The sequence below is a fragment of the Pseudaquabacterium inlustre genome (genome assembly GCF_038066595.1).
In the GTDB taxonomy this organism is placed as follows: Bacteria; Pseudomonadota; Gammaproteobacteria; order Burkholderiales; family Burkholderiaceae_C; genus Pseudaquabacterium; species Pseudaquabacterium inlustre.
The window spans coordinates 347,503-362,811 of record NZ_JBBUTH010000008.1; the positions used below are offsets into that span (position 1 = coordinate 347,503).

General features: G+C 71.6%; 17 protein-coding genes. 11 read left to right on the plus strand and 6 right to left on the minus strand.

What is annotated here, in order from left to right:
• Positions 1 to 53: 53 nt before the first annotated feature.
• From AACH10_RS16040 to AACH10_RS16055, 4 genes are all read left to right on the plus strand, one after another.
• A complete protein-coding gene (locus AACH10_RS16040; RefSeq protein ID WP_341411460.1) occupies positions 54 to 1,595 on the plus strand; it encodes a methyl-accepting chemotaxis protein in 1,542 nt (513 codons plus the stop codon).
• Positions 1,596 to 1,699: 104 nt separating this feature from the next.
• Complete coding sequence (locus AACH10_RS16045) at positions 1,700 to 3,244, plus strand: hypothetical protein (RefSeq protein WP_341411461.1); 1,545 nt, start codon at positions 1,700 to 1,702, stop codon at positions 3,242 to 3,244.
• Positions 3,245 to 3,251: 7 nt separating this feature from the next.
• Entirely contained in the window at positions 3,252 to 4,172 is a 921-nt protein-coding gene (locus AACH10_RS16050; protein ID WP_341411462.1) for a LysR substrate-binding domain-containing protein, read from the plus strand.
• 332 nt (positions 4,173 to 4,504) lie between these two features.
• A complete protein-coding gene (locus tag AACH10_RS16055; RefSeq protein WP_341411463.1) occupies positions 4,505 to 4,768 on the plus strand; it encodes a VF530 family protein in 264 nt (87 codons plus the stop codon).
• Positions 4,769 to 4,786: 18 nt separating this feature from the next.
• Here AACH10_RS16055 and AACH10_RS16060 read toward each other — a convergent pair whose 3' ends face one another.
• Positions 4,787 to 5,368 (minus strand): HD domain-containing protein, encoded by a 582-nt coding sequence (locus AACH10_RS16060; protein ID WP_341411464.1) that lies wholly within the window; start codon positions 5,366 to 5,368, stop codon positions 4,787 to 4,789.
• 20 nt (positions 5,369 to 5,388) lie between these two features.
• Positions 5,389 to 5,976, minus strand: coding sequence for a DUF924 family protein (locus AACH10_RS16065; protein WP_341411465.1), 588 nt, complete (start codon positions 5,974 to 5,976; stop codon positions 5,389 to 5,391).
• Positions 5,977 to 6,192: 216 nt separating this feature from the next.
• On the opposite strand from AACH10_RS16065, the gene AACH10_RS16070 reads away from it, so the two are divergent.
• The 4 genes from AACH10_RS16070 (at position 6,193) to AACH10_RS16085 (ending at position 9,045) form a co-directional block, all read left to right on the plus strand.
• Entirely contained in the window at positions 6,193 to 6,315 is a 123-nt protein-coding gene (locus AACH10_RS16070; RefSeq protein ID WP_341411466.1) for a hypothetical protein, read from the plus strand.
• Positions 6,316 to 6,447: 132 nt separating this feature from the next.
• Positions 6,448 to 7,224, plus strand: coding sequence for an ABC transporter ATP-binding protein (locus AACH10_RS16075; protein WP_341411467.1), 777 nt, complete (start codon positions 6,448 to 6,450; stop codon positions 7,222 to 7,224).
• Positions 7,221 to 8,006, plus strand: coding sequence for an ABC transporter permease (locus AACH10_RS16080; protein WP_341411468.1), 786 nt, complete (start codon positions 7,221 to 7,223; stop codon positions 8,004 to 8,006). Before AACH10_RS16075 ends, AACH10_RS16080 begins: the two co-directional genes overlap by 4 nt.
• A 22-nt stretch (positions 8,007 to 8,028) precedes the next feature.
• A complete protein-coding gene (locus AACH10_RS16085) occupies positions 8,029 to 9,045 on the plus strand; it encodes an ABC transporter substrate-binding protein (RefSeq protein ID WP_341411469.1) in 1,017 nt (338 codons plus the stop codon).
• A gap of 28 nt (positions 9,046 to 9,073) precedes the next feature.
• Here AACH10_RS16085 and AACH10_RS16090 read toward each other — a convergent pair whose 3' ends face one another.
• Complete coding sequence (locus tag AACH10_RS16090) at positions 9,074 to 9,580, minus strand: LEA/WHy family protein (RefSeq protein WP_341411470.1); 507 nt, start codon at positions 9,578 to 9,580, stop codon at positions 9,074 to 9,076.
• A gap of 141 nt (positions 9,581 to 9,721) precedes the next feature.
• Between AACH10_RS16090 and AACH10_RS16095 the strand changes: the two genes are divergently transcribed.
• A complete protein-coding gene (locus tag AACH10_RS16095; protein ID WP_341411471.1) occupies positions 9,722 to 10,369 on the plus strand; it encodes an FABP family protein in 648 nt (215 codons plus the stop codon).
• Positions 10,370 to 10,390: 21 nt separating this feature from the next.
• On the opposite strand, the gene AACH10_RS16100 is transcribed toward AACH10_RS16095, so the two are convergent.
• From AACH10_RS16100 to AACH10_RS16110, 3 genes are all read right to left on the minus strand, one after another.
• The gene (locus AACH10_RS16100; protein WP_341411472.1) at positions 10,391 to 10,975 is read right to left on the minus strand and encodes a hypothetical protein; all 585 of its coding nucleotides are present in this window, start codon (positions 10,973 to 10,975) and stop codon (positions 10,391 to 10,393) included.
• A gap of 20 nt (positions 10,976 to 10,995) precedes the next feature.
• Positions 10,996 to 11,562, minus strand: a complete 567-nt coding sequence (locus AACH10_RS16105; RefSeq protein WP_341411473.1) for a hypothetical protein — start codon at positions 11,560 to 11,562, stop codon at positions 10,996 to 10,998.
• Positions 11,563 to 11,702: 140 nt separating this feature from the next.
• Complete coding sequence (locus tag AACH10_RS16110) at positions 11,703 to 12,371, minus strand: PEP-CTERM sorting domain-containing protein (protein ID WP_341411474.1); 669 nt, start codon at positions 12,369 to 12,371, stop codon at positions 11,703 to 11,705.
• Positions 12,372 to 12,636: 265 nt separating this feature from the next.
• Here AACH10_RS16110 and AACH10_RS16115 point away from each other — a divergent pair, with 265 nt between their 5' ends.
• Together AACH10_RS16115 and AACH10_RS16120 are read left to right on the plus strand one after the other, a co-directional pair.
• Positions 12,637 to 14,271: a peptide chain release factor 3 gene (locus tag AACH10_RS16115; RefSeq protein WP_341411475.1), complete on the plus strand. Its 1,635-nt coding sequence runs from the start codon at positions 12,637 to 12,639 to the stop codon at positions 14,269 to 14,271.
• Between the two features lie 12 nt (positions 14,272 to 14,283).
• Positions 14,284 to 15,267: a tripartite tricarboxylate transporter substrate binding protein gene (locus AACH10_RS16120; protein WP_341411476.1), complete on the plus strand. Its 984-nt coding sequence runs from the start codon at positions 14,284 to 14,286 to the stop codon at positions 15,265 to 15,267.
• Positions 15,268 to 15,309: the final 42 nt, after the last annotated feature.

Consider the following 15,309-nt stretch of genomic DNA (forward strand, 5'->3'; position numbering starts at 1 on the left):
TGGGCGCTGCCTACAGTGCTGGAGCCCCCATCACGCCTGCCCTGCCCTCGTCCATGCGCGCCAATCTCCCCGTCACCCAGCGTGAGCACCCGTTCCCGGCCGGCGAGCTGCTGGTCTCCACCACCGACCTGCAGGGCCGCATCACGCACTGCAACCGCGCCTTCGTCGAGGTCAGCGGCTACAGCTACGACGAATTGCTGGGCCAGCCGCACAACATGATTCGCCACCCCGACATGCCGCCGGAGGCCTTCAAGGACATGTGGGCCACGATCGGCCGCGGCCGCCCCTGGACCGGCGTGGTGAAGAACCGCTGCAAGAACGGCGACCACTACTGGGTGGAGGCCAACGTCACCCCGATCCTGGCCAACGGCAAGCCCGAGGCCTACATGTCGGTGCGCCGACAGCCCACGCGCGAGCAGGTGCGCGAGGCCGAGGCCCTGTACGCGCGCCTGGCCGCCGAGCGCGCCAACGGCCGCGCCACCTTCAAGCTGCATGCCGGGCGGGTGCGCCTGCTGGGCTGGCGCGACCTGCCGGGCCGGCTGCACCGGCTGTCACTGACCGGCCGGCTGGCGCTGGGCATGGGCCTGGCGCTGCTGGCCACGCTGGGCGCCGGCGCCCTGGCGGGCGGGTGGGCCGCCACGGCCGCCGCGGTGCTGGGCGGCGGCGCCGTGACCGCCTGGTTCCACGCCAGCGTGCAGCGCCGCCTGGACGAGGCCGAGCGCTTCGCCAACGACCTGTCGGCCTGCAACCTGCGCAGCCGGCTCGACCTGGTGCACCCGCACCCGCTCAGCGCACTGGCCCGCGCGCTGGCCCAGATCCAGATCAACCTGCAGGCCGTGATCGGCGACGCGCGCCAGGAAGTGGACGGCACCGCCACGTCCACCGGCGAGATCAGCCGCGGCGCGGCCGACCTGTCGCAGCGCACGCGCGCCCAAGCCGAGGCCCTGCAGCGCACCGCCGCGTCGATGGAGCAGATGGCCGCCGCCGTGCGCCAGACGGCCTCCACCGCCGGCGACGTGGCGCGCCAGAGCGAGCACACGGCCCAGGCCGCGGCCGCCGGCGGCCAGGCCATGGCCGGGGTGGAAGGCGCCATCCGCACCATCGAGCAGCATTCGAAGTCGGTGGCCGAAATCGTGCAGGTGATCGAGGGCATCGCCTTTCGCACCAACCTGCTGGCGCTCAACGCCGCGGTGGAGGCAGCGCGGGCCGGCGAGCAGGGCCGCGGCTTCGCGGTGGTGGCCGGCGAGGTGCGCGCGCTGGCCCAGCGCAGCGCCGACGCGGCCCGCGAGATCCGCACGCTGATCCACCGCTCGGTGGAAGAGGTGGCCGACGGCACGCGCCGGGTGGTCGACGCCAACCAGACCATCGGCCGCACCGTCGACGAGGTGAACCGCGTGGGCGGGCTGATCCACGACATCACGCGCGCCGCGTCCGAGCAGTCGCTGGGCATCGGCGAGGTGAATGCCGCGGTCAGCGAGCTCGACCACATGACCCAGGCCAACGCCGCGCTGGTGCAGCAGACCGTGGCCGCCGTGGAGATGCTGCACAAGCGCAGCGCCACGCTGGAGCGCACGGTGCACGTGTTCCGCACCTGAGCCCGCCCCCCGGAGCGCGGGGGCCCGGTCCAACACGCATGAGACGCGGCTGAGACGCTGGCTGGGCAGCATCGGGGGTCTTCCTGGTGCTGTGGAGACGAACCATGCGTCGCGCGTCCTTCCTCCGTCCGCTGGCCGCGGCCCTGCTGGCCACCGGCCTGTTGCCGGCCACGGCTGGCGTCATCGCCACCAATGTGCAGATCAACTTCAGCGAAGCCGCCACCTTCGCCAGCGGCATCGACCGCACGCTGAGCCTCGGCGAGGCCCAGGCGGCACGCCTGGTGGCCGAGCGGCTGGGCACCTGGATCGGCACCGAGGCCAGCTTCTTCGTGACGGCCAGCCACGGCGTGTCGATCAGCGACCCCGGCGTGGCCGTGGCGCCGGGCACCGCGCGCGATCTGCTGCACGTGACGGCCAGCGCCAGCGTCAGCGGTGGCCTGCTGGCGGCCAGCCCGTTCACACAGAACCTGGGCGCCACCTGGCACTGCGCCGGCACCGCCACGCGCTGCACCGACACGATGGTGGTCCACACCCTGGCCCAGGCCACGCCCGCGCTGGCCGCCATCACGGCACCGGCCCAGGCGCTGCAGCCCTGGCGCCTGCAGGCCAGCGCCAGCGCCGAGCCGCTGTTTGCCGGCGCGCAGCTGCTGGCAGGTGAGCTGTCGCTGTCGGGCCAGCTGCGCCTGAGCGCGCAGTACCAGAGCAAGACCGCCCAGGCCTATGTGGCCGATGCGCTGCTGGCCACGGCCGGATCGGCTGCACCCGCCACGGCCGCGCGCTGGGCCAGCGCGGCGGCCGACGTGAACACCCTGCGCAGCGCCAGCTGGACCGACCTGGCCGTGGACCGCAGCCTGCAGGCCGCCCGCAACCCCGAGTTGGAGACGGCCCAGCGCCTGCTCACCGTGGCCCGCGACAGCGCCACGCTGCTGCAGACCGGCAGCACGCCCGGCATGGCATTCGCCACGCCGTTCTCGCTGACCCGCCAGCTGTGGAACCTGAGCGCGCAGGCCGCGCCCGCACTGGGCCGTGGCCTGGCCGGCAGCACCAGCGACAACCTGTTCGGCAACGACCCCGCGGCCGAACTGGCCGTGCTGCAGGCCACGCTGGCCGCGCGCGACGACGCCAGCTTTCTGGCCGGCCTGGCCGATGCGCTGGCCCACCCGGCCGTGGCCGGCAGCGCCCCGGTGCTGACGCTGGACGGCGCCGCCCTGGGCCTGGCCGGCGCGCAGATCGGCATCTACCTGTCCGGCGATGCCTTCACCGGCCTGGCGCAGCTGGCCCTGCCCGGCGCCCAGCGCCACACCCTGCTGCGCAGCGGCTATGACCGCATCACCCTGCTGGAGGGCCCGGCCGACGGCCTGACGGTGCTGGCCGCCGCCAACGGCGCCGGCGAGATGCTGCGGCCCGGCGACGGCGAGCTGTACGTGGGCGAGACCTTCGGCGGCATGCTGGAACTGGGCGGCGCCGGCGCCCCGGCCCTGCTGCAGCTGAACAACACCTACGGCGAACAGATCATGGTGGTGGCCAGCTGGGGCGTGAGCGCCGTGCCCGAGCCCGCCAGCGCCGCGCTGCTGGGCGGTGGCGCGCTGCTGCTGATGCGGGCGCTGCGCCGGCGCCCGTCCACCCCGCGCCGGACGCCGCTCCCATAATGGGTGCATGACCCTCACCGAGCTGCGCTACATCGTCGCCGTCGCCCGCGAGAAGCATTTCGGCCGCGCCGCCGAGGCCTGCTTCGTCAGCCAGCCCACGCTGAGCGTGGCGATCAAGAAGCTGGAGGAGGAGCTGGATGTCAAGCTGTTCGAGCGCGGCGGCGCCGAGGTCAGCGTCACGCCGCTGGGCGACGAGATCGTGCGCCAGGCCCAGCAGGTGCTGGAGCAGGCCCAGGCCATCAAGGAGATCGCCAAGCGCGGCAAGAACCCGCTGGCCGGCCCGCTGCGCCTGGGCATCATCTACACCATCGGCCCCTACCTGCTGCCCGAGCTGGTGAAGCACGCCATCGCGCAGACGCCGCAGATGCCGCTGATGCTGCAGGAGCACTTCACCGTCAAGCTGTTGGAGATGCTGCGCACCGGCGAGCTCGACTGCGCCATCATGGCCGAGCCCTTCCCCGACACCGGCCTGGCCGTGGCGCCGCTGTACGACGAGCCCTTCATCGTGGCCGTGCCCGCCACCCACCCGCTGGCCACGCGCGAGACCATCAGCGCCGAGGAGCTCAAGCGCGAGACCATGCTGCTGCTGGGCACCGGCCACTGCTTCCGCGACCAGGTGCTGGAGGTGTGCCCCGAGTTCGCGCGCTTCTCGAGCCAGACCGAGGGCATCCGCAAGAGCTTCGAGGGCAGCTCGCTGGAGACCATCAAGCACATGGTGGCCTCGGGCATGGGCATCACCGTGGTGCCGGTGCTCAGCGTGCCCAAGGAGCCCTCCGAGCACGTGCGCTACATCCCCTTCACGCCACCGGCCCCCACGCGCCGCGTGGTGCTGGCCTGGCGCCGCAGCTTCCCGCGCTACGAGGCCATCGCGGCCTTGAGGAACGCGGTGTACGCGTGCCAGCTCAATGGGGTGACCTTGCTGTCGTGAGTGCCGAGACGGTGGTTGGTGGCAATGCGTTGGGGGCTGCGATCAAGCCGCTTCAGGCGTTCGCAGTGCAAAGCACTTCGGAACAGAATCGCGATCCCGCATACATCAGCCAACTATCGGTTCAGAGGTGGCAGTGCATTCTGAACCCCAGAGGTGCGCGCCAGTTCCGCGCCTAGCTGGGTGACGGCCTCGAGACCGCGTTGGCGAGTTCTCGACTCAGGAGCCCATAGTCGGCCGTGCACACGCTTTGAGTTACGGCAAGACGACTCGCAGCCGCGAGGCTGCTCCTGTCCGACCTCACTCCCAAGCCGCGTCAGCCACAATCCGCCCCGATGAGCGACGCCACCCCGCCACCGCCCGCGCAACCCCGCAACCCCCTGCATGGCGTCACGCTGGAAGCCATCGTCGAAGCGCTGCGCGCCGAGTACGGCTGGCGTGGCCTGGACGAGCGCATCCCGCTGCGCTGCTTCGCGTTCGAGCCCAGCGTCAAATCGAGCCTGAAGTTCCTGCGCCGCACGCCCTGGGCGCGCGAAAAGGTCGAAAGCCTGTACCTGTTCATGCTGCGTGAACGGCAACGCGCCCAGCGGCGCGGTTGAGCGGCGCGCTGCGGGCCCTCAGGGGGCGCCGAACCAGCCCTCGGCCTGCGCCGCGTCCAGCCGCTCGCGCATGTAGTCCCACAGCGCCGGGCAGCCGGCGGCGATCGGCGGGCCGATGCGGGCCACCACCTTGGCGTGGCTGACGCCGTTCTCGCGCCAGCTCTGGCCGTGGTTGGCCAGGTTCAGCAGCGCGGGCATGGCGCGGTCCACCGCATGGGCATAGCGCGCCTCGGGCGTGGCCTCGTCCTCGAACTCCTGCCAGGCGTCGATGAAGCGCTGGCCGCGGCCCTCGGGCAGCAGGCCGAAGATGCGCTGCACGGCGGCGCGCTCGGCGGCCTTGCGCTCGGCCCAGCCGTGCTCCACGTAGACCAGCGTGTCGCCGGTGTCGATCTCGCCCACGTCGTGCACCAGCAGCAGCTCGACCACGCGGCCCACGTCCACCGGCTCGGCCGCCAGGTGGGCCAGTGATTGCGCCATCAGCGCGATCTGCCAGCTGTGCTCAGCCGAGTTCTCGTAACGATCGAGGCCGGCGGGCTTGGTCTTGCGGGTCACGCCCTTCAGGCGGTCGAGCTCGAGGATGAAATCGATGTGGGCTTGCATCGGGGGGCGGGCGGGCGGCTTCAGAAGCTGGAGCCGGGTTGCTGCAGGAAGGCCAGTTCCTCGTCGGTGGAGGCGCGGCCGAGGATGGCGTTGCGGTGCGGAAAGCGGCCGAAGCGATCGACGATGACGCGGTGGCGGATCGCGTAGTCGAGGTGATTGTCGTGGCCCAGCGCGCGGTACAGGCGCTCGCTCTCGGCCTGGATGGCGCGCGACTCGCTGTGCATGTAGGGCAGGTAAAAGAACGCGCGCTGCTCGGGCGGCACGGCGGCGTCGGCCCCGGCCGCCACGGCGTGCTGGGCCAGCACCAGCGCGATGCCGTCGCAGGCAAACGCGCGCGGCGTGCCACGGTGCATGTTGCGCGGGAACTGGTCCAGCGCCACCACCTCGGCCAGCCGGCCCTGGGGCGTGGCGCGCCAGGCCCACAGCTCGCCGGCCGCCGCCGCGTCCACCGTGGCGCCAAAGCGCCGGGCGATCAGTGCGTCGAAGTCCGGGTCGACGCGAAAGCGCTGCGCCGGCGTGGTCTCGCTGAACCAGAAGTGCAGCAGCGCCTCGGGCGTGGTGGTGGCGGCGGAGGCGGCGTGGGTGAAGGTGGTGGTGGCTTGGGTCATCCCGGGGGGTGTGGGGTAGGCGCTGGTGCGGTGAGCCTATGCCGCCGGTGCCGGTCTGTCCACGGCGGGACCTTGCGCGGCGGCGCGGTGATGCAGCACGGGGGCTATCGCGGCGATGGGGGTGCGGGGCTATCGCCGTGAGCAATGCAATCCATTGGCCGGGCCGGCGCGCGCTGCCTAGCATTCGCCCACCTGCCCCCCACACCGGAGCCCCGCATGACCACCGCCCGCCCCCTGCGCCCGCACGATGCCCGCCACTGGCTGGGCTGGACCGTGTTCGCCGCCGGCAGCCTGATCGGCTTTGCCGACACGGTGCGCTGGCTCAGCCACCACGGCTGAGCCCGGCCACCCGCGGGGAAGCCGCACGGCTGCGCCGGGCTCGGCAAACCGGGCACACTCGCGGCCGTGCCCGCTGCCGCTCCGTCCCCCTTGCCCGGCTCGCCCGTCCCCGGTGGCCCGTCCACCGCCCCGTTGGTCGCCCTGCACCAGGTGCACAAACGTTTTGCCGGCGGCAGCACGCTCGGCACCCAGGCCCTGGCCGGCGTGAGCCTGGCGGTGCGGGCGGGCGAGTTCGTCTCGCTGCTCGGCCCCTCGGGCTGCGGCAAGAGCACGGTGCTGCGCCTGGTGGCGGGCCTGGACGATGCCGATGCCGGCACGGTGAGCGCACCGGCGCGCCAGGCCAGCGGCGATGCCGCCACCGCCTTCGTGTTCCAGGAGCCCACGCTGATGCCCTGGGCCACGGTGGCCGACAACGTGGCGCTGCCGCTGAAACTGCAGGGCCAATCCCGCGGCACGAGCGCGCCGCGTGTGGCCGAGGTGCTGGCCCGCGTGGGCCTGGCCGACTTTGCACAGGCCTACCCGGCCCAGCTGTCGGGTGGCATGAAGATGCGCGCGTCCATCGCCCGCGCGCTGGTCACCGCGCCGCGCGTGCTGCTGATGGACGAACCCTTTGCCGCACTCGACGACATCACGCGCCAGCGCCTGAACGCCGACCTGCTGCACTGGTGGCAGGCACAGGGCCTGGCGGCGCTGTTCGTCACGCACAGCGTGGCCGAGGCCGTGTACCTGAGCCAGCGCGTGCTGGTGATGGCCGCGCGGCCCGGCCGCGTGGTGGCCGAGCTGGCGATCGACGCGCCCTACCCGCGCCCGGCCGACTGGCGCCACACGGGCGAGTTTGCCGCCGCCTGCCGCACGCTGTCGCAGGCGCTGGCCGAGGCATCCGAACCGGCCCCTGCCCACCGCCCATGAACCGCACCGTCACCAACAGGCTGCTGCCCGCCGCGGTGATGCTGGGCCTGCTGCTGGCCTGGGAGCTGGGCGTGCGCTGGGCCGGCATCCCCGACTACACGCTGCCGGCGCCCAGCCGCATCGCCCAGGCGCTGGCCGAGCATGGCGCCTCGCTGGTCGGCAGCTGGTGGTACACGCTGAAGATCACCTTCGGCGCGCTGGCCCTGGCCTGCGCGGGCGGCGTGCTGATCGCCAGCGCCTTTGCACTCTCACCCACGCTGGAGCGCGCGCTGTTCCCGCTGGCCGTGGTGCTGCAGGTGACGCCGCTGATGGCGGTGGCGCCGCTGATGCTGATCTACCTCGACAGCACCACCGCCGCGCTGCTGCTGTGCGCGTGGCTGAGCGCGTTCTTCCCGATCCTGTCGAACACCGTGATCGGGCTGCGTGCGGCCGACCCGCAGCTGCGCGACCTGTTCCGCCTGTACCGCGCCACGCCCTGGCAGCGCCTGGCGCTGCTGCGCGTGCCTTCGGCGCTGCCCTACTTCATCGCCGGGCTGAAGGTGTCGGGTGGGCTGGCGCTGATCGGCGCCGTGTCGGCCGAGATGGTGGCCGGCGCCGCAGGCCGCGAGACCGGCCTGGCCTCGCGCATCCTGGAGGCCAGCTTCCGCACCGAGACGCCCAAGATGTTTGCCGCCCTCACGCTGCTGGTGCTCACCGGCGTGATGATCTTCGCCGTGTTCAATGCCGTGTCGCGCGCCGTGCTGGGGCGCTGGCACGCGTCAGAATCCGGCCGCACCGACTGATCTTCCCGGGGGAGAGAGACCCATGCGCTTCACGCTGACCGCCACCTTTGCCGCCACCCTGATGCTGGCCGCCGGCGCCGCCCAGGCCCAGGACAAGGTGATCTTCGCCACCAACTGGAAGGCGCAAGCCGCGCACGGCGGCTTCTACCAGGCGCTGGCCGACGGCACCTACAAGAAGTACGGGCTCGACGTCACCATCCAGCAAGGCGGGCCGCAGGTGAACAACCGGCCGCTGCTGCCGGCGGGCAAGATCGACTTCCTGATGACCGGCAACCTGCTGCACAGCTTCGACAACGTGAAGAACAAGGTGCCCACCGTGGTGGTGGCCGCCATGTTCCAGAAGGACCCGCAGGCGCTGATGGCCCACCCCGGCCAGGGCTACGAGAAGTGGGAGACGCTGAAGAACGCGCCGGTGGCCCTGGTGGCCAAGGACGGGCAGTTCAGCTGGTGGCAGTGGCTGAAGGCCGTGCACGGCTTCAAGGACGAGGCGCTCAAGCCCTACAACTACAACCTCGGCCCCTGGCTGGCGAATCCCAAAAGCATCCAGCAGGGCTACTCGGTGGCCGAGCCCATCTACGCCGAGAACCAAGGCAAGTTCAAGCCGGTGGTGCACCTGCTGGCCGACCACGGCTTCAGCACCTACAGCACGGTGATCGAGGCGCGCACCGAGACGGTCAAGGCCAAGCCCGAGCTGGTGCAGCGCTTCGTCGATGCGTCCATCGTCGGCTGGGTGAACTACCTCTACGGCAACCGCAAGCCGGCCAACGCGCTGATGCTGAAGGACAACCCCGAGATGACCGAGGCCGAGATCGAGGCCAGCGTGGCCTTGATGAAAGCCCAAGGCATCGTCGACAGCGGCGAGGCGCAGGCCAACGGCATCGGCGCGATGAGCGCGGCGCGGGTGAAGGACTTCTACGAGCAGATGGTCAAGGCCGGGCTGTACAAGGCCGGCGACGTGGACCTGGCCCAGGTGGCCACCTTCCAGTTCGTGAACAAGAGGGTGGGCCAGGACGTGAAGGCCAAGCTGGGCGCGAAGTGATCGCTGCGGCCGGCGTGGTCAGTGGCGGTCAGTCGCTGAGGCTGACCTCGCCGCGCGACTCGAAGCGCACCGGCGCCAGGCCGGTGCCACCCAGCCGGCCGCGCAGCACATAGGCCACCGGGCCGGGGCCCTGGGTCTGCTGGCTGCTCTTCCACAGGCTGAAGGCCTGGCGCGCCAGCGCCAGCCCCGAGGCCGTGACCGGCACCTGCACCACCGCCTCGCCGAAGCGCGGCACCACGCCGGCCACCGCCGCGCCGCCGCCGGCCAGGGGCAGGCCGCGCAGTTCCACCTCGGCCCACACGCCATCGAAGCGCAGCTCACGGTCGGCCGGGTTCTGGATGCGCAGCTTGAGCAGGAAGCGCAGTTCCAGCCCCTCGCCCGGCAGACCCTCGACGCCGGCCAGTTCGACGCGTGGCGCCACCTCGTCGCGCAGCGTGGCGCAGCCGGACAGCCCCCATGTGACCGCGGCCGCAGCGGCGCCGATCAGCGCCCGGCGGCGGCGATGCGATCGGGTGGTGGTCAAGGCAAGGGTCATGGTGGCGTGCCTGCTGGGCAGTGGCGGTGCAGGCTCAACGCGCCGCAGCACCACGCCGCCGACATGCGCTCGCGCAGCCCGGCGGGTCCCGGCCCGGCGCTATGCTGCGGCCCATCACTTCCAGCCCGCACCGGGTGCCCCATGAGCGACCACGCCAGCGACTTTCCCAGCGACATCTACACCGAGCCGCGCGACATCGACGTGAACACCCTGGCCAACCTGGGCCCGCTGCGCCCGCTGGCCGGCGTGTGGCAGGGCATGCGAGGCCTGGACGTGAAGCCCAAGGCCGAGGGCCCGAAGAAGCAGGCCTATGTGGAGCGCATCGAGCTGCAGCCCATCGACCCGCAGACCAACGGCCCGCAGCTGCTGTACGGGCTGCGGTACCACACCTTCGTCACCAAGCCCGACCAGATCAAGACCTACCACGACCAGCTGGGCTACTGGCTGTGGGAGCCGGCCAGCGGCGCCATCATCCACACGCTGACCATCCCGCGCGGCCAGGTGGCCATCGCCGGCGGCACGGCAGCCGCCGATGCAACCCAGTTCGAGCTGGTGGCCACGCAAGGGCTGGACACCTTCGGCATCTGCTCGGCGCCGTTCCTGGACGTGGCCTTCAAGACGGTGGAGTTCCGCATCCAGGTCACCGTGCACGACGACGGCACCTGGAGCTACGACGAGGACACGGTGCTGAAGATCCGCGGCCAGGCCGAGCTGTTCCACCACACCGACCGCAACCGGCTCAGCAAGATCGCCGAGCCCACGCCCAACCCGCTGGCACGCCAGGGCTGAGCGCGGCGGCCGGCGCGGCCGTCAGCGCAGCGCCTTGTCGTCGGCGATGGCCTTCAGCAGCTTCTTCAGCGCGTCTTCCGAGGCGCGCTTGGCCGACAGCGAGAAGTCGCTCTTGAATTCGTCGAAGCTGGCGCGGCCGTCGCCCATCACGCGCAGCGTGGTCACCGGCGCGCCGCTGTCGCTGACCACCGTGCAGATCAGCTCCACGGTGAACAGCGTGGGCGGCCAGGTGACGATGCTGTCGGAGTACGAGGTGGTGCGGATGTCGGGCGTGATCACCAGGTTCAGCTTCTCGCCGGCCACCTTGGGATCGGCCGGGCCCGACAGGCGCGACACGCCGGTGAAGGCCTGCGACAGCGTGAAGTACAGGCCGCTTTCCAGGTCGCGGTACGGGAAGTAGCTGACCTTGTCGCCACCACCGCCAGGCGTGGTGATCTCGCGCTTCTTCGACTCGTCGGTGATCACCAGGCCGACGCGCTTGTCGATCTTGGTGCCGCCGGCATCGGCCAGGCTGGCCACATTGGGGTTCAGGGTGATCGGATGGGCGCAGCCGCCCAGCGTGAGCACGGTGGCCAGGGCGGCCAGCAGAACGAACAGTCGCTTCATGGGGGTCCTTGCAGGGTGGGTCACTGCAGCGCGGCGAGGAAGTCGCCGTCGGCCAGCAATTCGGTCAGCAGCTGCTGCACCAGCAGCGGGTACTGCTGCTGCGCCTTGGGGATGGCCACCGCGCCAACGAAGGACGATTCCCACGACTGGGTGGCGCGCTTGACGCGGTTGTAGCGCTCGCGGCCGTCCTGTGTGACGGTGAAGCGCGCCTCGATCTCGCCGCTGTTGGTGGCCAGGCCACCGGCGGCAATGTCGTTCTTCAGCAGCAGGCCGCCGATGACGATGCGCGACTTCGCATCCAGCTTGCCGGCCAGCATCAGCTCCTGGCGCAGCGCCTCGGCCAGGTAGGCGGCATAGTCACCGCCCACCGACGAGCTCATCGGCGAGCCGCGCAGGCCGATGGCCGTGGCCCCGGTGGCGCCGGTCTGCACCGTGAAAGCGCCCAGCGCCACCGGCACGGCACGCTTCTTCAGCGTCTCGACATGGTCGATCGACGGCGTGTAGCCGGGCGCCTGCAGGGCACAGCCGCCCAGCGCCAAGCTCACCGCACACGCCGCCCACACGGGCGCCCGATACAACGCGTTCATCCAGTCCCTCCTCGTGTTGCGCCGCCGCCTCCCGGCAGCGCACGCGCTACGCTAACGCAAGGCCAGGGGGACGACCTGGGCCTGCATCAACAGGGCGCACGAGGTGCCGGATCGGCCGCGCCGACCGGCGGGTGGCCAGCTCAGCCGGCGCGGCGGCGGCGCAGGGCGCCCAGACCGGCCAGCGCCGTGGCCACCAGGGCCAGGCTGTGCGGTTCGGGCACGGTGCCACCGGTGCTCACCGCCGTGCCGTCCAGTGCCACGGCGTCGATGAAGGCCGTGGTGTCGCCACTGTTGCCGCTCAGGCCCTCGAAGGCGAGCAGGTGGTTGCCGGCCGACAGCGTGCCCAGCGACAGCGATTGCAGCGACCAGCCCGCCGTGGTGGCAGCGACATCCGCGACCGTCTGGTTGTCGATGCTCACGCGCACCACCTGGCCGGCGGCGTAGCGCTGGCGCAGGGCCAGCGCGAAGTTCAGTTCCACTTGCTGGGCGTCGGCCAGCGTGAAGCTCTGGCTCAGTGCCTGGGTCTGGGTCTGCAGGAAGCCGAAGCGGCTGCCTTCGTAGGCCGACAGCAGGCTGTAGCTGCCCGCCACGCCGGTGCCGGCGCCGAAGTTCCAGCCCACGGCCGGGCCGGTGGGGCTGTAGTTGAAGGTCACGAAGCCATCGCTGCCCACGAAGCTGGCATTCGTCCAGTTGGCCTCGAAGCCGGCGTTGCTGAGGCTGATCGGCGCGGCCTGGGCGGCAGCGCAGCCGGTCAGGGCAAGGGCGACGGCAAGGCGGTGCAGGCGGGCGGTCTGGCGGTGCGTGGACATTCGGAATCTCTCCAACGAGGGGTGGACGGCAGCACACCCAGGGTTCGGCGGGCGGGTGGCCGTGTTGCTCTGCGATGCAGTGTCACCAAGCAACGCCGCAACCGTCGCGTCAAAAGCTCACGCCCCGCCGCGGGTTTCGGGCGCACCCCCGCAAGCCGGGGGATGGCGCGGGCGCGGGATAATCCCGCCCTTCCCCCAGCCCTTGCCTGGCCGCGGGTGCCGCTTTCCGCCCTCCGCGGCGGCCGCGCACCGTGGCGCCGCGCCCATGTCCGATCTCGCCCCCCAGGTTCGCCGCCGGCGCACCTTCGCCATCATTTCCCACCCCGACGCGGGCAAGACCACGCTGACGGAGAAGCTGCTGCTGTTCTCGGGCGCGATCCAGATCGCCGGCTCGGTGAAGGCACGCAAGGCCAGCCGCCACGCTACATCCGACTGGATGGAGATCGAAAAGCAGCGCGGCATCTCGGTGGCATCCAGCGTGATGCAGATGGAGTACCGCGACTGCGTGATCAACCTGCTGGACACCCCGGGCCACCAGGACTTCTCGGAAGACACCTACCGCGTGCTGACCGCGGTGGATGCGGCGTTGATGGTGATCGACGCGGCCAACGGTGTGGAGCCGCAGACGCGGCGCCTGCTGCAGGTCTGCCGCGCGCGCAACACGCCCATCCTGACCTTCGTGAACAAGCTCGACCGCGAGGTGCAGGAGCCGCTGGCGCTGATGGACGAGATCGAGCGCGAGCTGGGCATGACCGTGGTGCCCTTCACCTGGCCGGTGGGCATGGGCAAGGTGTTCGGCGGCGTGCTCGACCTGCGCAAGGACCAGATGCGCGTGTTCACGCCGGGTGAAGACCGCGTGGCCGGCACCGAGGAGATCGTCGACGGCATCGCCAACCCCTCGCTGGCCACGCGCTTCGGCGCCGCCTACGAGCAGGCCAGCGGCGAGATCGAGCTGGTGCGCGACGCCGCGCCGGCCTTTGATGAAGCCGAGTTCCTGGCCGGCCGCCAGACGCCGATGTTCTTCGGCTCGGCGGTCAACAACTTCGGCGTGCAGGAAGTGCTGGACGCGCTGGTCGACCTGGCCCCGCCGCCCGGCGACCGCGCCGCCATCCAGCGCACCGTGCACCCCGAGGAGCCCAAGTTTTCGGGCGTGGTGTTCAAGATCCAGGCCAACATGGACCCGGCGCACCGCGACCGCATCGCCTTCCTGCGCGTGGCCAGCGGCAAGTTCGAGCGCGGCATGAACCTGAAGGTGGTGCGCAGCGGCAAGACGCTGCGGCCCAACACGGTGGTGACCTTCATGAGCCAGAAGCGCGAGCTGCTGGACGAGGCCTTTGCCGGCGACATCATCGGCATCCCCAACCACGGCGTGCTGCAGCTGGGCGACACCCTCACCGAGGGCGAGGCCCTGCAGTACACCGGCCTGCCGTTCTTCGCGCCGGAAATGTTCCGCATGGTCGAGGTGGCCGACCCGCTGAAGACCAAGCAGCTCAAGGCCGGCCTGCAACAGCTGGGCGAGGAAGGCGCGATCCAGGTCTTCCGCCCGGTGGCCGGCAGCGTGCTGATGCTGGGCGCCGTGGGCCAGCTGCAGTTCGAGGTGGTGGCGCACCGCCTGGAGCATGAATACGGCTGCAAGGCGCGCATCAGCCCCTGCCGCTTCCAGATCGCCCGCTGGGTGACGGCCGACACCGGCGAAGGCGCGGCCGCCGATGAGCGCGAGCTCAACCGCTTCATCGACGCCAACAGCCACCGCATGGCGCACGACGCGGTGAACGCGCCCACGCTGCTGGTGGAGTACGCGCCCGAGCTGCGCGCCATCGAGAGCAACTGGCCCAAGATCCGCTTCCACGCGCTGCGCGAGCACGCGGGCCTGGTGTTCCAGAAGCAGATCGACGGCTGAGGCCCGCGGTCGATGACTGGCCTGCCGCGGCGTCGCCTGGTCCGGCTCGGCTGGGGGCTGGCCTGGGCCGCCGTGGCCGGTGCCGGCCGTGCCGCACCGCCCTTTCCCGAGCGGCCGATCACGCTGCTGGTGCCGTTCGCGCCCGGCGGCATCGCCGACATCTCGGCGCGCGCGGTGGCCGAGGTGATGTCGCGCCGCCTGGGCCAGCCGGTGGTGGTGGACAACCGGCCCAGCGCCGGCAGCATCGTGGCCAGCCAGGCGGCCGCCAGCGCCAGGCCCGATGGCCACACGCTGCTGCTGATGAGCAACGGCCATGCGGTCAGCGTGGGCCTGTTCCGGAAGCTGCCCTACGACACGCGCCACAGCTTCGCGCCGATCAGCACGCTGGGCTACTTCGACATCGGCGTGTTCGTGCCGGCGGGCTCGCGCCTGGGCTCGCTGAAGGACCTGGTGGCCGCAGCGCGCGCACGGCCGGGCCGGCTGAACGTGGGCACCATCGCGGTGGGTAGCACGCAGCACCTGGCGGCCAAGCTGTTCGAGACCGTGGCCGGCATCGACGTGACGGTGGTGCCCTACAAGACCAGCCCGGCAGTGACGACCGCACTGCGCAGCGGCGAGATCGACGCCGCGTTCGAGATCCTGGGCCCGATGGCGGGGCAGGTGCAGGCCGGCGCGCTGCGGGTGCTGGCGGTGTCGTCGGACCGGCGCAACCCGTCGCTGCCGGAGGTCCCCACGGTGGCCGAGGCCGGCGTGGCCGGCTACCAGGTGGCCTCGTGGAATGCGCTGGCGGCGCCGGCCGGCACGCCGCCGGAGGTGATTGCCACGCTGAACCAGGCCGCGCGAGAGGCCATGGCCAGCCCCGCGGTGCAGGAGCGCCTGGGCAAGCTGGGCATGCGCACGGCCGCCAGCACGCCGGCCGAGATGGCCCGGCTGCTGGACAACGAGATCCGGCGATGGGGCGAGGTGATCCGCGCCGCGCACATCGAGCCGGAGTAGCCGCCGGCCGCCCGGCCCGCGCCGCCCGCGCCAGGGCGCCGC